We start from the raw sequence: 14793 nt of genomic DNA, 5'->3' as shown, positions 1-14793 counted from the left end.
CGGCCCGGTGGACCGAACCCGGAACCTCCGGCCACCGATTCGTCATCGGTCACGGTCACAGCGTGCTCCCTCCCGAGGCGGTTACCTCAGGTCCGGACCACAGCTCCTACACAGACGATCTGACACCCCCAGAAGGTGATCGAGGACCTTGTCCCGGACCGTCTCTGGGAGCAGATCGCTCCGCTGCTGCCACCGCCCAAGCCGCGTCGCTACCGGCATCCCGGTCGCCGACCGGCCGATGACCGGGCCGCCCTGGCCGGCATCGTCTTCGTGCCCAAGACCGGCATCGCCTGGAACCAGCTCCCCGCCTCCCTCATCGGCTGCTCGGGAGTGACCTGCTGGCGGCGGCTGCGGGACTGGACCGAAGCCGGCGTCTGGCCCGCCCTGCACGAGCAGCTGCTGGCCCAGCTGCGGGCACTGGGCGAGCTGAACCTGGACGTGTGCGCGATCGACGGCTCGCACGTGCGAGCACTCAAAGGGGGGCCCACACCGGCCCCTCGCCGGTCGACCGCGCCCGCGCCGGCTGCAAGCACCACCTGATCTGCGACGCCGGCGGCCTGCCGCTGGCGGTCAGCATCACCGGCGGCAACCGCAACGACGTCACCCAGCTGCTGCCCCTGGTCGACGCCATCCCGCCGATCCGCGGACGAGTCGGCAGGCCCCGCCGCCGCCCCGGGCAGCTGCTGGCCGATCGCGGCTACGACTACGACGTCTACCGCCGCCAACTGCGCGACCGCGGCATCACCCCGCGGATCGCCCGCCGCGGCGTCGCGCACGGCTCCGGCCTGAGCAGACAGCGCTGGGTCGTCGAGCGCGGCTTCGCCTGGCTGCACGCCTTCAAGCGGCTACGGACCCGATACGAGCGCCGCGCCGACCTCCACCTCGGGCTACTTCAGCTGGCCTGCGCGCTGATCTGCTTCCGGCACCTGGATGCCATTCTGAAATGAGCTCTAACGCGTGCCGGCTGCCGCAGGGAGGACTGTCGAGAGCGGAAAAGTCCGACGCTGGTCACGGTCGCCACTCCCACCGGTAGTCGGGGTGGTCGACGTACGGCGCAGCGAGTCGCTTGAGAACCCAGTCAAGGGTCTGCAAGTGCGCAGTGTCATCACCCATGGCAAGTGGGCCCTCGTCGGTCATCGAGGCTGCGAGGCGCTGACGTGCCTCGACGATGCTTCGCCTGGCCCGGCATTCAGCCAGAACGCGCCCTGAGGTGATCACCACGTGTGCGTAACCGTTGCGTCCCTCGACCTCGAATCGGCTGGCCTCACGTGCGGTCAGGTACTCGTTCGGGCGAGCCGAGAGGGCCGCCTGCTCATCTTCGGCAATGCGCGCCAGGAGAAAGTCTGCAAAAATGTCCCATCCCGCCTCTTCCGTTAGTACTCGTGGCGGCGGCCAAGCGGCCTGCAACTGCCGGAGCGAGCCGCGGGCTCCGGCAGCTCAGTCCGGCCCTGCGTCACCACCACGGTGCAATGAAGCTCCGTCCGGCGCTACCTGAACCATAACCGGATCGCAGGGGACCGCCCTCACTCGCTCGACCGCTAGCGCTTGCGAACCCCGCATCAAGGCGGATTGTGGGAATACCTTGAGATCGCGACCGCGGGCCGCCAGCACCCAGCCTTCGGCTGGCCGCAATGGTCAGGAATGGAACGTCGAGCACCGTTAGACGTGCTATCCCCAAGCAGGACGTGTAACGGTTGGGATCTTGACTGCCCCTGCTGATGAGAATGCTGTCGAGGTCCGGCGACGTCGCGACACAGTGGTGCGGGTGAGCCCGTAGATGTGTATGGCGCAGGGCCCTCGGGGGCCCTCTGATTACTGCATCGAGCGCGTGGGTGTGTGTCCTGGCAGAGGGCCCTCCGGACGACACCTATCGGTGGCGATGCAGGGGAGGGATCTGCGTGGAGGTCATGCATGAGGGGGTCGCCGGGCTGGACATCGGCAAGGCGACGCTGACCGTCTGCGCGCGCACCCCGGGCCGCGGGGCTACTTTCACGGACGCCTCTCGACGTGTGGAGGGCCCGCGCGGGCATCGCAACGACCTGCCAAGACTCAGGCGGCAGTCGGACGGCCGACGTGGCGACCGCGATGTGCTCCGGCCGAGCGGTCAGCTGGTCGGCGCCTCGGGTCCGTCGTCCTCATGCGGCCGCTGAGCCGTCGTCGTGCGCGACCCCCGGGCGGCCGGGCAGGACCGGATCGCGGTTGACGGCACCGTGATCGTGGAACGGTGCACTCCGACGACGAAGGAAGCCTCGCGGGACCGTCGTCCAGCGAGCTGCTCGGGTTCCCTCGAGACGCCCGGGTTCTGATCGTCAACTGTGACGACCTGGGCCTCCACGAAGCCGTCAACGCAGCCGTTGTCGAGGCGGTGAACCGAGGAGTGGCGAGCTCGGCCAGTCTCATGGTGCCTGCTCCGGCGGCAGCTCATGCGATGGGGCTGCTGGCCGCAGACTCCGACCTGCCTTTCGGTGTCCACCTCACGCTCACCCGCGACGGGCCGGCCCACCGCTGGGCGCCGGTCGCTCCGGCTGAGCAGGTCCCTTCGCTGGTCGGTGCGGACGGTCTGCTGTTGCCCAGCGCCGCCGTGCCGGAACTCCTCGCCGGGGCGCGGATCGAGGACGTCGAGCGGGAGCTGCGGACTCAGCTCGCCGTCGTCGCCCGCGCCGGGCTGAGTCCGACGCACCTGGACTGGCACGTCATGGCGGACGGGGGCCGCGACGACATCCGGGAGTTGACGGTTCAGCTCGCTCTAGAGCACGGCCTGGCTGCGCGGGTGTGGCTGCGTCCCGGACGGCAGGCGGCACGTGCTCGTGGACTGCCGGTGGTCGATCACGACTTCCTCGACAGCTTCGCCCTGCCCCTCCAGGGCAAGGCTGAACGCTACGTGCGCCTCGTGCGCGCGCTGCCTACCGGACTGAGTGAGTGGGCGGTGCACCCAGCCGTGGACCCGACGCCCGTCGACGTCGACCTGGACTGGGCCGTGCGCCGCTCCGACTACGACTTCCTGATCTCCGCGGAGGCTGATCGGGTCCTGGCCGACGAGGCGGTGATGGTCATCGACTACCGCCGCTTGCAGCGAGCATGGGCCGGCAACCCGGGGGCCACGTCGCACCGTTCCTGAGTCATCGCCCGGGCGGTCGCTGCGGAGTCGACCGGTTGGCGCGTCGATGGCAAGTCGTTTCGACCAACGGCGGGCGGCATCCGCATCCGGCACGGAAGTCTGTGCTCGTGATGCCTTGATGCGCCCCCTGTGGGTAGGTGAGGGCCCCTGACGATGAGCGCCGCCTCGGCGGCGTCACGACCCGAGGGGGAACAACGTGCCCGAAGTTCCGCAGCCAGTCACCGACAACAGCGTGAAGGTCCGCCAGTTGAGCCACTACCAGTTCAGTTGGGTGGCCGGGGAGCCAGGCAAGCCGGGCACCTACACCTTGCAGCTGGTCCTTGACCAGGGTGCCTGGGAGGAGGTCCTCACACTCGATCCCGATGACGCGGACAACCTGCAGGACCTGCTGGCCAACACCGGCACGGTTCACTACGACATCGACCGTCGCGTCCTGATGTTCGGCGTCACCCCCGCGGGCAGCTGAGCAAGGCACACGTGCCGGGCTGCCATCTACGGCCCGGCACGTGTGCCGCCCGACAGGACCGTCTCCGGTAGCCGGTCGCACAGGGCCCTGCGGCGACCCGTGCGACCGGCGAGGTGGCGCGCCGTGATCTCGCACCGTGGAGGACCGGTTGGACGGAATGGTCAAGTGGTTCGACGACGCCAAGGGTTATGGCGTCCTGGTGGCCGCTGCCGACGGTTCCGAGGTCTTCGTGCACTACTCCGGCATCGACAGCGACGACACCGCGCGCCGCACGTTGCGCGCCGGTCAGCGGGTGACGTTCGAGCTCGCGCACACCCCGCGTGGCGTGCAGGCCGACCGAGTGCGAACGACCCGGCAGTCGTTCCACGAACCGTTTCATGAGACCTTCGCCTTCGCCGAACCCTCGGGGACATACGCCGGTGCGGTCGCCTCCGCTACTCCAGCCGCTGAGTCGTCCGAGGGCATCCCTGGGGTCAGCTGGTCGGACGAACCGGGTCCGTCGGTGGGCATGCCGAAGCCATCCGATCCGCCCAGCCCGGTCGCCTTCATCCGTGTTGCCGAGTGACCCACCTCGAGCCGGCTGCTGTCGACGCCTCGTCAGCATCGGCGGCTTCGTTGCCGCGCCGCGAGCTCGGCTCCCCCTCGCTGTTGGAGGCCGCTCTGCGGGATCGCGGCGGTGCGGGAGGCGCACTCAGTGTCGAGCGCTGCCCGGCCGTGCTTGCACGTCGACGACGTTGACGTTGATCTCGCTGGTCGTGAGGCCGGTCTGCGCGGCGATGTGGGCGGCGATCCGCTCCCGGACCAGCTGGGCGGTGGCCGCGATGGGCTCTCCGTAGTCGACGGCGATCTGGATGTCGATGACGACGTGAGTGCCCGCGACGCCGATCTCGGTGGCTCGTTCCCCGGCGGGACCGGCGACGGCGTCGAGTGTCCGTCCCTGATCGGGTGTGCCGGCCGGCCGGCCGCCGCCGAGGGCCACGGAGACGTGGGGGACCGACTCGGCGGCCAGCCGGGCGATGGCACCGACGACGCGGGCGGCGATGCGGGTCCGGCCGGTGGTCTCGGCCAGCACCGCGTGCCAGGCGTTGCCCGACAGCTCACGGATCTGGTCGATGACCGCCTCCAGCAGGGCGGCCGGTGCGCGGATCTCCTCGGCGGCGAGTTCGGCGACCGGAGTCCACAGCTCGGTCAGTTCGGCGAGGACTGCGCGGCAGTGCGGGCACGTCTGCTGATGGGCCGGGTCGGGAGCGGGACTGCGGTCGGTGACCTGGATGAGCAGCTGGTGGACGGATACGCCGCAGGGGAGCCGGTCGTCGCCGTCTGCTCGGGTGGGGTCCATCCAGCTCACCTCCATTCCTGCAGCTGCGTCAGCAGAGCGCGGCGGGCTCGGTGGGCTCGGACCTTCGCTGCGTTCTCGGTGATGCCGAGGATGCGCCCTGTCTCGGCGAAGGTGTAGCCACCGAAGGTGGTGAGAACCAGCACGGCCCGCTGGTCGAAGGTCAGCGTGAGCAGCGCCTTGCGGACGGCGTCGCGGCGCTGGGCGGCGATCGCGGAGGTCTCGGCGGCGGGTTCGTGCGGCAGCCCGGCCTTGTCGTCCGGGTCGACGGGCAGTGGCTGGGTCCGGGCTCGGGAGCGCTGCAGGTTGAGGCAGCGGTTGATGAGGATCCGGGTGATCCACGTACCGAACTGCGCCTCGCCGCGGATCGCCGGGCTCGCCGCGCGGGAGGTCTCGGGTGTCTACGCCCTCGGTGGCGGTGCGGCGCGGGCGCTGGGCGCGCTCCGTGAACGGATCCCCGGCGCGTCGCAGTCGACCGGACAGGGCGTCTCGGTCGAGGTCGGGGAGAAGCAGGCGGCGGTGGACTTGGACCTGGTCACCGAGTACGGCGTGTCCATCGCCGATGTCGCCCGCTCGGTCCGGCGCAACGTCATCGCCTCCGTCGAGGGCATGACCGGGCTGCAGGTCACCGAGGTGAACATCTCGGTGAACGACGTGCACCTGCCGTCGGACAACGAGGGCTCGCAGGAGCCTCCGCGGGTCCAGTGACGGTGTCGCCCCGCCCTGCGACGGCTCCGGCGGCGGTGGTGGTGGAGGCCGATACGGCCGACACCATCGCCGCTGCCGCGGTGCGCTGCCCGGCGGTGGCCTCGCTGCACGGTGGCGGGACGCGGCGGATCGCGACGTACCTGCCCGGGCGGCGTGTCGAAGGAGTGCGCGTCGGGCCCGATCGCGTCGCGGTGGCGGTCGTGGCCGTCCCGGGCGTACCGGTGATCGCGGTCGCCGATCAGGTGCGGTCGGCCGTCGAGCCGCTGTCCGGCGGTCGACCGGTGGACGTCCACGTGGCCGACCTGCAACTGCCCGAGGACCGTCCGCCGGCGCTGCCGCCGGGGCCGTCCGCGCCGACAGCCCCGCAGCACTGATGGCACCGACACCCGGCTACGAGGAACGGCGCCGGCGCCGTGCGCTGCTGCGGGCCCATCATCCCGATCTCGGCGGCGACCCCGAGGAGTTCATCCGCGTCCTGGCCGAACTCCGCTCGGGTCGCACGGCACGGGAACCGGCGGACGACGTGCGGTTCGTCCGCCGGCCCCGCGGCCTGGCCCGACTGACCTCGTGGCTGCGCGCCCGGACACGACCGCAGCGTCCGCGCCGCGTCATCTGACCCTCACCCGTCCTGTCCCTGGAGGTCCTCATGCCCCCCACCGTCGTGGGTCTGTTCACCGGCCTGCTGCTCGGTATCGCCTGGACCATCGGCGGTTTCGACGCCTTCGTCGGCACCGCGGTGCTCGGCGTCATCGGCTTCCTGGTCGGCAAGGTCGTCGCCGGTCAGCTCGACCTGACGCCCTACCTCGGTGGGCGCGGTCCCCGGTGAGCACCGCTGTCTCCGCAACCTCGCCCGGTGCCTCCGCGACGTCGCTCCCCGACGCCGAGCGGGCCCTCCCCAAGCTGGGTGACCCCCAGGAGCGGGGGAGCCTGACCATCGCCGACCGGGTCGTCGAGCGGGTCGCCGGCTACGCGGTCACCCAGGTCGAGGGAGCGACCGCGGCTCCGCGGCGGATCCTGGGCATCACCGTCGGGGACGTCCGGCCGGAGAAGGAGGCGGCGGTCAGCGCGCGCGTGGACGGGCACACCGCCACCGTCCAGGCGACGGTCGCGATCGGCTGGCCGGCCTCGGTCCGGCAGGTGGCGTCGCAGCTGCGGCAACGGATCCGTGAGGACGTCGGACACATCACCGGTGTGGAGGTCGCGCACATCGACGTCGAGGTCGTCAGCCTGAGCACGCCTCCCACAGCCCGGCGGCGCGTGCAGTGACCCCGGACCTGATCGAGGAGTGCCTGTGACCGTCGTCAACCGGGTCATCGCCACCCTGCTGGCCCTGACCTTGCTGGTCGGTGGCCTGCTCGCCGTCGTGGAGATCGTCCTGGCTGCGCTGGACCGCCCGTACTGGGTCGTTCCTCATCCGCGGTGGAGCGCCTGGCTCGCCGAGCAGACGTTCGGGGACGCCATCGTCCGCGCAGTCCTGATCGGCCTGATCGTCCTCGGCCTGCTGTTCCTGTTCGTGGCCTTGCGTCGGGGCAAGCCCGGTTCCCTCGCCCTGCCGGGACGGACCGAGGGCATCCGGGTCACCGCCACCCGCCGCGACATCGAGCGCTCGGTGTCGACGGCGGCGCGCCGCGCCGACGGCGTGCGCAGCGCTCGCGCCAAGGCCGGCCGGCGCACGGTGCGGGTGAAGACGTCGACGACGCTGCGTTCCCCTCAGGCCCTGCGGGAGCCGGTCACCGCCGCGGTCACCGACCGCCTCCAGGAGCTCGGCCTGGCAGGAGTCCTCCGTCCCCGTGTCACCGTCTCCCGGGAGTCCGCGCGATGAGCAGCCGCGTCAACGGCGTCAACCGCACCGCCGAGGCGGTGCTCGGCCTCCTGCTGCTCGCCGCCGGGGGACTCGGTCTGGCGATGAGCTTCGGAGCGTTCGACGGTGACGACGAGGTGGTGCTCCCGGACCCGGTGCGCCGGTTCCCGGACGACCAGCCGTGGTTCTGGTGGGCCGTGGCGGCTGCCTGCCTGCTGCTGGCCGTTCTCGGTCTGTGGTGGCTGCTCGGCCAGCTGCGGACCGACCGCGTCGGCCGCCTCGACCTGACCACCGATGACCGGGACGGCACCACCACCGTGCACGCCGGAGCCCTCGCCGACGCCGTCGAGGCAGAAGCCGAGAGTCTGCGCGGAGTGGCAGGCGCCTCCGCCCACCTGCTCGACCGGCGTGGCCGCCGCCTCGCCCTGTCGGTGGACCTGACCGACTACGCCGACATCGCCGAGATCCGGCAGACGCTCGAGGACCGAGTCGTCGGCCATGCCCGGCAGGCGCTCGACGACCCCCACTTGCCGGCTGAGATCGAGCTACGTCCCGGTCGGGCACGCGGCGCGGGCCGCGGGCTCCTCTGACGACAGCCGTGCGTCTCGAGGGCGTTGCCCGCGAACCCGGTGCCTGCCCGTCTGAGCGACCACTGCCTCGCCGGGCCGGGATGTCGACGCCTCACGAAGCCGTCGAGGCGGGGCTCGCCGGTGTCGTGAGCTCGGCCTCGGGCCGGCCAGGATCGAAGTCGGCCAGCAGGCGACGCAGCGTCCGGGACCGGCGCACGCCGAAGGTCTTGTCCTCCAGCTCACGCAGGACGGCGTAGGCGTCGCGGGCCAGCCTCATCCCCTGCGGCGTGGGCCGGACGAGCCGACCTCCGCGCCGCTGCGGATCGTCGACGACCTCGATGAGGTCCAAGCGCACGAGGCCATTCACCAGTTCATGCGCCGCCTGCCGCGTGCTCCCCAGGCGGCGAGCCAGCTCGGCCGGCCGGGTACCGGTCGCGCCGACGTGCACGAAGACCAGGGACTGTGCCGGGGACAGCCGCGGCCAGCCGCGCTTCTCCAGCTCGGCCAGCGAGCGGGCATCGAACCAGCGGCTGGCGAGGAGGAGGAGGAGCGCGAGCGGAGGTTCGGCGGGAGGTCTCGCGTCCATGTGGCGGAGGCTAGATCGCTCCCATCCGACGCGCGACGTCGACCGTCCCCCCGTGCGAGCGAGTGCCCCGAGCCGGTCGTGACGTACCCCCGACGACTACGAGCCGGCCTCTTCTGGAGCGAAGAGATTCCGGTGGCAGCTCACGCCCAGCCGCCCGGGGACTCGCGCTGCGCAGGTCCTGCTCAGGCGCCGGGACGCCGAAACGGGAGGATCTTCCGGCCGGGCCGCGGCTCACCGAGCGGCACGTACACCCAGAAGCCGTCGTCGTCCAGGCCGGGCGCGTGGGTGACCGGATCGCGGACCAGGCGGTACAGCTCGATGCCGTCCGGACAGAGCAGTTCGGTGAGCGTCGGCGGATCCTGATCCGCGACGACGGCCCATCGTCGACCGTGACAGCTCCCGCCCTCGGCCCGTGCCTGCCCGTTCCACGTCACGCCGTCGTCCGGCGGTCGGGACGTCGTCACGAGCCGGCGTCGTCGGCGGTCGACAGCGCTGCCGTGCCCAGGGAAGCTCCCGAGCCGCGGGGGCCCGGGAGCGTCCCCGGAGCGGTCGTCGTCAGCGTCGGTCCTGCACCCCGTCGGTGTCGAGCTCGATCTGCTCCTTGCGGATCTCGTCGCTGACGGTCTGCTGCTCGGTCACGGTGGTCGTGTCGAGGCGGACGCGCTCGACGGGTACGGCCTCCTTGGCGACGACGGGACGCTCGGCGTGCAGGACGACCTCATGCTCCTCCTCGGAGATCGCCGGTCCGTCCATGGCGTTGCCGATGTTGGCGTCGGTGATCGGCTCGGTCTCCAGGCGGACCTCTTCGCGCGACACCGGAACGGTGACCGTCTGGTTCTCGGTGACGATGTACTTGCGCAGCCGGGCCCGTCCTGTCGCGACGCGCTCGGTGCCCACGTGGAGACGCTCCTCGGAGCGGGTCATGGCGTCGTCGGTGGTGGGCCCGGAGGTGTCACGACCCACCACCCGGTCCTGGACGTCGTCGTAGATGCCGTCACCGTCGGCGTCGCGGCGCCCGGTGGTGCCGACATCAGCGGTGACCGCGTCAGCGGCCGTCGGGCCGGAGGTCGCCAGGCCGTAGTAGCGGTAGAGCGCCGCTTCCTCCTCGGGGGACAGGTGCCCGTTCTCGTCGTCCACCTGCGGCGCGTCCTTGACCGTCGCCTTGTCGTACGGAAAGCGCAGCCGGTCCCCGCTGAGCTCGGCCTGAGCCAAGGGGATGAAGGTCTCCCTGGTACCGAACAGGCCCGTGTTGATCGTCGCCCACTCCGGACGGCCGGTCTCGTCGTCGAGGTAGATCTCGCCGACCTTTCCCAGCTTGTCGCCGGCGCGGTCGACAGCGGTGGCTCCGATGACCTGACTGATCTGCTGCTCGCTGATCATGGCTCTCCCGATGCGTGGATGATGAGCGGCCGTCCCGTTCCTCGTGGCCGTTCCCAGGGCGCCGGCGTCCGGTGCCCTGACGCCAGCTACCCCTGCGCTTACGACGTAAACGACCCCGCGTGCGGGCCCTGGCGGCGCGCTGGCGCGTCAGGGAGCCGGACGCCCACAGGCTCCGTGGGACGGGGGAGGGGTGACCGCCACGGGGCAACACCGCCGTCAGGCGTGTGGAACGTCGTCTCGTGCCGCTGGGGGTGTCCCCGCCACGGACTCCGGCGGTCGAGGGACTACGGCTGCGGTCCGCGATGCGGCTCGCGCGCTCTCGCTCCCGCGAGGATGCCGCGTTCTTCGAGGACCACCTGGGCCACGAAGCAGCGTCGCTGGGTCTCTACCGGTCTATCGTGCAGCCACGCAGGCCCGACGCCGCGTCGAAGTCGACGGACGACCTCGACGGTCAGTCGCTCGGCGACCACAGGGGAGGTCGTCAGCTGCCGCACCCAACGAAGAACCTCGACGAGCTCGTCGCCCGGCCCCTCCGATGCCGCCATGGGCACCATCCTCGGTCAGTTCTTTGAGCGCGGCCATCGACAGAGCGGACGGCGGTCACTCGGAGGCGGCATCTCCGCGCAGCGCGCGTGCCGATGGTGCGCTGACGTGCCGAGACCGCCAGCGCGCGAAGGTCGACCCCCGGCTGCAGCGCGCAGCGGCATTGATGGCGGCGTCGAGAACGCCCTCGACGGTGTCGACGGGCGCTCCGCTGGCGGCCGTGATAGCGGCCTCGAGGGCGAGCACGACGTCGGCCGGGCCGTAGACGGTGCCCGGTGTGTCGACCTCGGTGAGCAGGCAGCGGCCCTCGGCGCTCAGTCCGACGGCGTACAACCGTGGGCCGGCCGGTGAGCGCCCGGCGATGAGGGCCACGGTGAGCAGCGGTCGCGGCAGCGGTTGCAGTACCAGTGGGCTGCCAAGTGGCCGCGTCCCACCACGGCGCGCTGATCCGGCGGACCGTTCGAAGGCGTCGCGTACCGCGAGCGCGACGTCGCCGGAGGCTCCGGCCGTGCCGAGCGCGGAACGCACCGAAGCGACCAGGTCGGCGGGACCCGGGCGCGTGGGATTCGAGGCGCGGGTTCCCAGATGGCCGGCGAGCGCGACGCTGGAGACCGGACCCGCCAGCAGCGCGGTGTCCGATCGGCGTGCGGCGCCGGGGCGCGGCCGGAGGCCGGCCGGTGCGACATCGGTGGCGACCAGAATCCCCGTGGCGGTGAAGGCTGCGAGTGCCAGCGTCACGGCGTTGTCCCGACCTCGGAGCGGCGCAGCCTGTGATGGCACCGGAGATGCACGGGCACGTCAGGCCGGGTGGGCCGGGCTGCTGCACGCCCCGCCGTAGGCGGAGGTGCCAGTCCTGCTCCGCAGTGGGCGCGCTGCCGCGGGCAGGGCGACGGTCTGGAAAGCGTCGGCGCGGCGCATCAGATGACCTCCTCGGGTCGGCGCGTACCCCGCCTGACCGGCGGAGGCGGTTCGGGGCGGAAGCGCTTCGCCGACGGTGGGGCTGGCTGCTCTACGGCTGGGGGTCCGGCGGGTCCCGTACGGACGGGGCGTCCTCCGGTGCGCGACTGGAGCCGACGGCCGTCCATGTCCGTCGTTCGCCGCCTAGCAGCAAACGGTTCGCCGTCCATCCGACCACTGCCCACCGAGGCTCTCGCCTCTGCGGGTGGGCGATGGCAGGTTGCCTCACCGGGGCGGGGATGACAGCGGCGGCGATCGAGGCCATGAGCCGCTTCGCCGTCGCTCCGAAACGGCTGCTGCACCTCCCGCCGACGATGAGCCCCTCGAGGACCACCACCCGGCCCGGCCTGCTGGAACACGTGGAGTTGACCCGCTTCCGTGGATACCGAGTTGCTGCGGCCTGACGGTCAGGCCGCGGCCTGGTGCTCACGCACCAGCCGCACCGCACGCTCCCTCAGCGCCGGATCGATCTTCTTCGGCATGACGCCATCCTCCGTGACTCACAAGGAGGCGGCACAGAACATGGGACGCTTCAGTTCCCGTTTCAGCTCATGACCGGCCGCACCCTGTACCACTTCCGCACCCGCACCAAGACCGGTCGGGCACCTCAGCTGAATGCCGCCGCACCGGAGATTTGGGTGAGATGTCGGCGAGCGACGCGGCCGACCGGAGGGTTACCGAGGGAGACCAGCTCGAGGGAGCACGACCCGCGGCGGGTACGGGTCCGACGGCGGATCAGCGGCATCCGCTCCGGCGCGCTGTTCCTGGCCTTATACTACGGCTACTGGGACACCCAGGCCGGCTCCGAACCGGAGAAGAGAGACGACGGCCGGGCGGCCAATGAGGTGACCCTCACTGACTGGGACCCGGTGTCCAAGCAGCCGATCTTCAAGACGGCGGCCGCGCAGGTCAGGCGAATCGCCAAGAGCAAGGGCACGTGCTCCTCGGCGCCCACGACGACCGGATCGGTACCGGTGAAGGACGAGGTGTCTCCGACCGTGGGTGGGGACACCGCCCGCGCCGACGAACAGCTGGGACGTGGCACGACCGTGGAAGGCATGGCGAAAAACTGGACCTGGCGGTCGAGGAACTGCACCGTTCGGAGAGCCACCTGGTCACGGTGCTGACGTCCATGTCGGTCAAGGACACGGCCGACCACGAAGTCTTCTACGCCACCCATGACATGGCGAAGTGGTCGCGCCAGCACGTGGCCGACCTCGTGTCGGTGCTCGTTGTAGTAGCGGCGCCTTCCGTCGGCGAGGCACCTCGTTTTCGCTAGGGGCACCGAGGTGCCTGACCTCAGAGCTGAAGCTGTCTTTCGTCACCGGTCCTCCACTCGAGCATGATGAGGCTGGCGTCGTCCTGCAGGTGGTCGGCCTGGTGGGTGAGAACACGCCGCATCAGCCGGCGAACCGTTTCCGGTGCAGGGTCGCCGGCGGTCGTCGCCCGGTGGATGAAGTCGGCCAGCCGCTCCTCGCCGAAGAACTCGCCTTCCGGCGAGCGCGCCTCGACGATGCCGTCGGTGTACAGGACGACCCGGTCACCGGCGTGCAACTGCGCCTCGCAGACGTCCGGCGCCCTGACCTGCAGCCCGAGGGGTGGGTGGGGCTTGCACGGGCCGGGGTGGAGCAGTGCGCCGTCGCGAACGATGAGCGGATCGGGGTGTCCGGCGTTGACCCAGCGCAGCTGGCCGGTGTCCAGGTGCAGACGCGCGATCGCGGCGGTGGCGAACCGGCTGTCGGTGAACTCGCTGGCGATCACGTCGTTCATGACGCGGGCGACGTCGGGGAGGTCGTGCTTCTCGCGGCGAGCATGGCGGTAGGCGCCGACCGCGGTGGAGGCGAGCACTGCCGCGGGGAGCCCGTGCCCGACGGCGTCCAGCACCATCAAGTCGACGGTCGAACCGTTCACGGCGTAGTCGAAGGTGTCGCCGCCGATGTCGTAGGCCGGTTCGAGCGCTCCGGAGATCACGACTCGGTCCGAGGCGAACGTCAGTGGGGGAAGCAAATCCCACTGGATCTCCGCGGCCAGGCTCATGGTCTTGCGGCGACGCAGTTGGGCGAAGATGTCAGTGTAGCCGTCGTTCACGACGACCAGTTCTGCGATGAGGCCGGCGTAGGCGCGCAACTCGTCCTGCACGGCGGGGGTCACCTCGCCGACCACGAACTCGATGACGCCGAGTCGTTCGACCCCGTCCAGCAGAGGCACCCACAGTCGTTGCGTGGCCCCGTGCGAGGGCGAGGAGAGTACCTCGACGTGGCGGAACGCCCGGCCGCCGACGGATCCGTCGACGCTCAGCTCCTGACGGACGGGAACGCCCTCGCCGCGCAGTGGCTGCAGGAGCAGCTGTTCGTAGTCGACCAGGTAGATGACGGTCTCCCGTGCGCCAAGATCGCGGCCACGCGCAGCCACGACGGCAGAGAGCTGGTCCGGTGCGAGCAGATGAATGTCCCTCAGCAGTGACCGCAGCGGATCACTGCCGTGGCTCGAGGCGGCGCTCATCAGGCCGAGCGCCTAGCGACAGAATCGGCTACCGCGGGCTCGAGGGGGAGGCAGGCCCACACGTGTTTGCGGTCGCCGGCGGTCGTCCACCCGCGGGTGGTTGTCACCTGAGCGACCATCGACAGTCCCATGCCGCCCAACGCCGGATCGCGGTCGGTGACCGGCGCGGGTCCGTGGATCGGGTCGTCATCCACGATGTCCAGGAAGAGGCCGCAGGCGGTCGGAGCCACCGTCACCGACACCGGCGGACCGCCGTGCCGCAGACCGTTGGAAGCCAGTTCGTCGACCACGAGCACCAAGGTGTCGACTACGGCACCGTCCGGCTGGCCCGGGACGAGATCCTCGGGAAGCCAGCCGCGGAGAGCCGCACGCAACTCGTACAACTGCGCTGGCCGGTCGATTTGATGGTGGAAGGGGGTCAGCGCGGCCGAGGGGGCCGGCCGCCGTGGCCACGTGTCCGTGCGCATGAACTCGTTCCGGTCGGTGCCTTTGCCCAACAATGCCCGCTCGTCGAGATCGCGAACCTTCAACCCTCGGTGACCGGCGGAACCCCCGCGGCGGAAGTTCGTGGCGTCGGCCCTCCGCCACCATGGTCGACCCGCGCGCTCGGAGGCGAGCTCGCGTCAGCAGTGTCGTGTTGTCCGCAGCACGCCCTGTACATGGAGGCGCCTCGCCGCGACCTGTCGCGAGTCTCTCGCCGGGGTGACGTCCCTGCGGGTGGTGTAAGTCCAGGTCCCGTTCGCGTGAGTGTCACGTAGAGGGGCCATCGTGTGATGGTCAGCGAGACCACGCCAATGGTTCTCGCGGAAGGACACAACACACGATGG

The 14793-nt window shown here is 71.0% G+C and carries 23 protein-coding genes; 14 read left to right on the top strand and 9 right to left on the bottom strand.

All coding sequences use genetic code 11. The annotated features are described in order from the left end of the window. Window positions 1–135: 135 nt before the first annotated feature. Window positions 136–947, top strand: a protein-coding gene (locus tag DQ240_RS22770; RefSeq protein ID WP_369832033.1) for an IS5 family transposase whose coding sequence is annotated in 2 segments (ribosomal slippage) — window positions 136–484 and window positions 484–947 — 813 coding nt in all. Because the reading frame shifts where the segments join, the coding sequence is not laid out codon by codon here. A gap of 61 nt (window positions 948–1008) precedes the next feature. Here DQ240_RS22770 and DQ240_RS24600 read toward each other — a convergent pair. Continuing rightward, window positions 1009–1407 carry a DUF6221 family protein gene (locus DQ240_RS24600; RefSeq protein ID WP_369832032.1) on the bottom strand — a complete coding sequence of 133 codons (399 nt, stop codon included), beginning with the start codon at window positions 1405–1407 and terminating at the stop codon, window positions 1009–1011. Window positions 1408–2224: 817 nt separating this feature from the next. Here DQ240_RS24600 and DQ240_RS22755 point away from each other — a divergent pair. The 3 genes from DQ240_RS22755 (at window position 2225) to DQ240_RS22745 (ending at window position 4149) form a co-directional block, all read left to right on the top strand. Next, a complete protein-coding gene (locus tag DQ240_RS22755; RefSeq protein ID WP_113841995.1) occupies window positions 2225–3118 on the top strand; it encodes a ChbG/HpnK family deacetylase in 894 nt (297 codons plus the stop codon). A 196-nt stretch (window positions 3119–3314) separates the two neighbouring features. Beyond that, window positions 3315–3584, top strand: coding sequence for a hypothetical protein (locus DQ240_RS22750; RefSeq protein WP_113841994.1), 270 nt, complete (start codon window positions 3315–3317; stop codon window positions 3582–3584). Between the two features lie 157 nt (window positions 3585–3741). After that, window positions 3742–4149, top strand: a complete 408-nt coding sequence (locus DQ240_RS22745; protein ID WP_113842001.1) for a cold-shock protein — start codon at window positions 3742–3744, stop codon at window positions 4147–4149. Between the two features lie 126 nt (window positions 4150–4275). Here DQ240_RS22745 and DQ240_RS22740 read toward each other — a convergent pair whose 3' ends face one another. Together DQ240_RS22740 and DQ240_RS24595 are read right to left on the bottom strand one after the other, a co-directional pair. Next, the gene (locus tag DQ240_RS22740) at window positions 4276–4923 is read right to left on the bottom strand and encodes an Asp23/Gls24 family envelope stress response protein (RefSeq protein WP_158548863.1); all 648 of its coding nucleotides are present in this window, start codon (window positions 4921–4923) and stop codon (window positions 4276–4278) included. Between the two features lie 5 nt (window positions 4924–4928). Then, window positions 4929–5243, bottom strand: coding sequence for an RNA polymerase sigma factor (locus DQ240_RS24595; RefSeq protein ID WP_369832034.1), 315 nt, complete (start codon window positions 5241–5243; stop codon window positions 4929–4931). A 10-nt stretch (window positions 5244–5253) separates the two neighbouring features. Between DQ240_RS24595 and DQ240_RS22730 the strand changes: the two genes are divergently transcribed. From DQ240_RS22730 to DQ240_RS22700, 7 genes are read left to right on the top strand one after another with little or no spacing between them, the layout of a single operon-like run. Further along, a complete protein-coding gene (locus DQ240_RS22730) occupies window positions 5254–5628 on the top strand; it encodes an Asp23/Gls24 family envelope stress response protein (RefSeq protein ID WP_233498924.1) in 375 nt (124 codons plus the stop codon). Between the two features lie 41 nt (window positions 5629–5669). Continuing rightward, the gene (locus DQ240_RS22725; protein ID WP_233498923.1) at window positions 5670–6002 is read left to right on the top strand and encodes a hypothetical protein; all 333 of its coding nucleotides are present in this window, start codon (window positions 5670–5672) and stop codon (window positions 6000–6002) included. Continuing rightward, window positions 6002–6244 (top strand): hypothetical protein, encoded by a 243-nt coding sequence (locus tag DQ240_RS22720; RefSeq protein WP_113841990.1) that lies wholly within the window; start codon window positions 6002–6004, stop codon window positions 6242–6244. The genes DQ240_RS22725 and DQ240_RS22720 overlap by 1 nt, the downstream gene beginning before the upstream one ends. 30 nt (window positions 6245–6274) lie before the next feature. Then, on the top strand, window positions 6275–6454 hold the full coding sequence (locus DQ240_RS22715; RefSeq protein ID WP_113841989.1) for a hypothetical protein: 180 nt from the start codon (window positions 6275–6277) through the stop codon (window positions 6452–6454). Continuing rightward, entirely contained in the window at window positions 6451–6894 is a 444-nt protein-coding gene (locus DQ240_RS22710; RefSeq protein WP_113841988.1) for an Asp23/Gls24 family envelope stress response protein, read from the top strand. Before DQ240_RS22715 ends, DQ240_RS22710 begins: the two co-directional genes overlap by 4 nt. 25 nt (window positions 6895–6919) lie before the next feature. Beyond that, window positions 6920–7450 (top strand): DUF6286 domain-containing protein, encoded by a 531-nt coding sequence (locus DQ240_RS22705; protein WP_113841987.1) that lies wholly within the window; start codon window positions 6920–6922, stop codon window positions 7448–7450. Beyond that, window positions 7447–8019, top strand: coding sequence for an alkaline shock response membrane anchor protein AmaP (locus DQ240_RS22700; protein WP_113841986.1), 573 nt, complete (start codon window positions 7447–7449; stop codon window positions 8017–8019). The genes DQ240_RS22705 and DQ240_RS22700 overlap by 4 nt, the downstream gene beginning before the upstream one ends. 91 nt (window positions 8020–8110) lie before the next feature. Here DQ240_RS22700 and DQ240_RS22695 read toward each other — a convergent pair whose 3' ends face one another. The 4 genes from DQ240_RS22695 to DQ240_RS22680 all read right to left on the bottom strand — a co-directional run bounded on the left by DQ240_RS22695 (window position 8111) and on the right by DQ240_RS22680 (window position 11245). Further along, complete coding sequence (locus tag DQ240_RS22695) at window positions 8111–8584, bottom strand: MarR family winged helix-turn-helix transcriptional regulator (protein WP_113841985.1); 474 nt, start codon at window positions 8582–8584, stop codon at window positions 8111–8113. A gap of 182 nt (window positions 8585–8766) precedes the next feature. Then, a complete protein-coding gene (locus tag DQ240_RS22690) occupies window positions 8767–9048 on the bottom strand; it encodes a hypothetical protein (protein WP_113841984.1) in 282 nt (93 codons plus the stop codon). Window positions 9049–9139: 91 nt separating this feature from the next. Continuing rightward, window positions 9140–9964, bottom strand: a complete 825-nt coding sequence (locus tag DQ240_RS22685) for a DUF2382 domain-containing protein (protein ID WP_113841983.1) — start codon at window positions 9962–9964, stop codon at window positions 9140–9142. Between the two features lie 600 nt (window positions 9965–10564). Next, window positions 10565–11245 (bottom strand): hypothetical protein, encoded by a 681-nt coding sequence (locus DQ240_RS22680; RefSeq protein ID WP_113841982.1) that lies wholly within the window; start codon window positions 11243–11245, stop codon window positions 10565–10567. Window positions 11246–11280: 35 nt separating this feature from the next. Between DQ240_RS22680 and DQ240_RS24590 the strand changes: the two genes are divergently transcribed. The 3 genes from DQ240_RS24590 (at window position 11281) to DQ240_RS23775 (ending at window position 12743) form a co-directional block, all read left to right on the top strand. Further along, window positions 11281–11868 carry a hypothetical protein gene (locus DQ240_RS24590; protein ID WP_113841999.1) on the top strand — a complete coding sequence of 196 codons (588 nt, stop codon included), beginning with the start codon at window positions 11281–11283 and terminating at the stop codon, window positions 11866–11868. 147 nt (window positions 11869–12015) lie between these two features. Next, window positions 12016–12591 carry a hypothetical protein gene (locus DQ240_RS22670; protein ID WP_199589478.1) on the top strand — a complete coding sequence of 192 codons (576 nt, stop codon included), beginning with the start codon at window positions 12016–12018 and terminating at the stop codon, window positions 12589–12591. Window positions 12592–12596: 5 nt separating this feature from the next. Further along, entirely contained in the window at window positions 12597–12743 is a 147-nt protein-coding gene (locus DQ240_RS23775; RefSeq protein WP_199589477.1) for a hypothetical protein, read from the top strand. 20 nt (window positions 12744–12763) lie between these two features. On the opposite strand, the gene DQ240_RS22660 is transcribed toward DQ240_RS23775, so the two are convergent. Both DQ240_RS22660 and DQ240_RS22655 read right to left on the bottom strand, forming a co-directional pair. Next, the gene (locus DQ240_RS22660) at window positions 12764–13966 is read right to left on the bottom strand and encodes a PP2C family protein-serine/threonine phosphatase (protein ID WP_113841980.1); all 1203 of its coding nucleotides are present in this window, start codon (window positions 13964–13966) and stop codon (window positions 12764–12766) included. Further along, window positions 13966–14496 carry an ATP-binding protein gene (locus tag DQ240_RS22655; protein WP_147262069.1) on the bottom strand — a complete coding sequence of 177 codons (531 nt, stop codon included), beginning with the start codon at window positions 14494–14496 and terminating at the stop codon, window positions 13966–13968. Before DQ240_RS22655 ends, DQ240_RS22660 begins: the two co-directional genes overlap by 1 nt. Between the last annotated feature and the right edge of the window lie 297 nt (window positions 14497–14793).

It is taken from the genome of Blastococcus sp. TF02A-26 (genome assembly GCF_003319125.1).
In the GTDB taxonomy this organism is placed as follows: domain Bacteria; phylum Actinomycetota; class Actinomycetes; order Mycobacteriales; family Geodermatophilaceae; genus Trujillonella.
Note: the sequence above shows the minus strand (reverse complement) of the source record. Positions and strands in the feature narration are given on the sequence as shown.

Coding starts and splice junctions, on each gene's coding strand:
- DQ240_RS22745 (WP_113842001.1), top strand. CDS start 3,742: ATGGTCAAGTGGTTCGACGACGCCAAGGGTTATGGCGTCCTGGTGGCC.
- DQ240_RS22740 (WP_158548863.1), bottom strand. CDS start 4,923: ATGGACCCCACCCGAGCAGACGGCGACGACCGGCTCCCCTGCGGCGTA.
- DQ240_RS22720 (WP_113841990.1), top strand. CDS start 6,002: ATGGCACCGACACCCGGCTACGAGGAACGGCGCCGGCGCCGTGCGCTG.
- DQ240_RS22715 (WP_113841989.1), top strand. CDS start 6,275: ATGCCCCCCACCGTCGTGGGTCTGTTCACCGGCCTGCTGCTCGGTATC.
- DQ240_RS22700 (WP_113841986.1), top strand. CDS start 7,447: ATGAGCAGCCGCGTCAACGGCGTCAACCGCACCGCCGAGGCGGTGCTC.
- DQ240_RS22695 (WP_113841985.1), bottom strand. CDS start 8,584: ATGGACGCGAGACCTCCCGCCGAACCTCCGCTCGCGCTCCTCCTCCTC.
- DQ240_RS22685 (WP_113841983.1), bottom strand. CDS start 9,964: ATGATCAGCGAGCAGCAGATCAGTCAGGTCATCGGAGCCACCGCTGTC.
- DQ240_RS24590 (WP_113841999.1), top strand. CDS start 11,281: ATGGCACCGGAGATGCACGGGCACGTCAGGCCGGGTGGGCCGGGCTGC.
- DQ240_RS22670 (WP_199589478.1), top strand. CDS start 12,016: ATGACCGGCCGCACCCTGTACCACTTCCGCACCCGCACCAAGACCGGT.
- DQ240_RS23775 (WP_199589477.1), top strand. CDS start 12,597: ATGTCGGTCAAGGACACGGCCGACCACGAAGTCTTCTACGCCACCCAT.
- DQ240_RS22660 (WP_113841980.1), bottom strand. CDS start 13,966: ATGAGCGCCGCCTCGAGCCACGGCAGTGATCCGCTGCGGTCACTGCTG.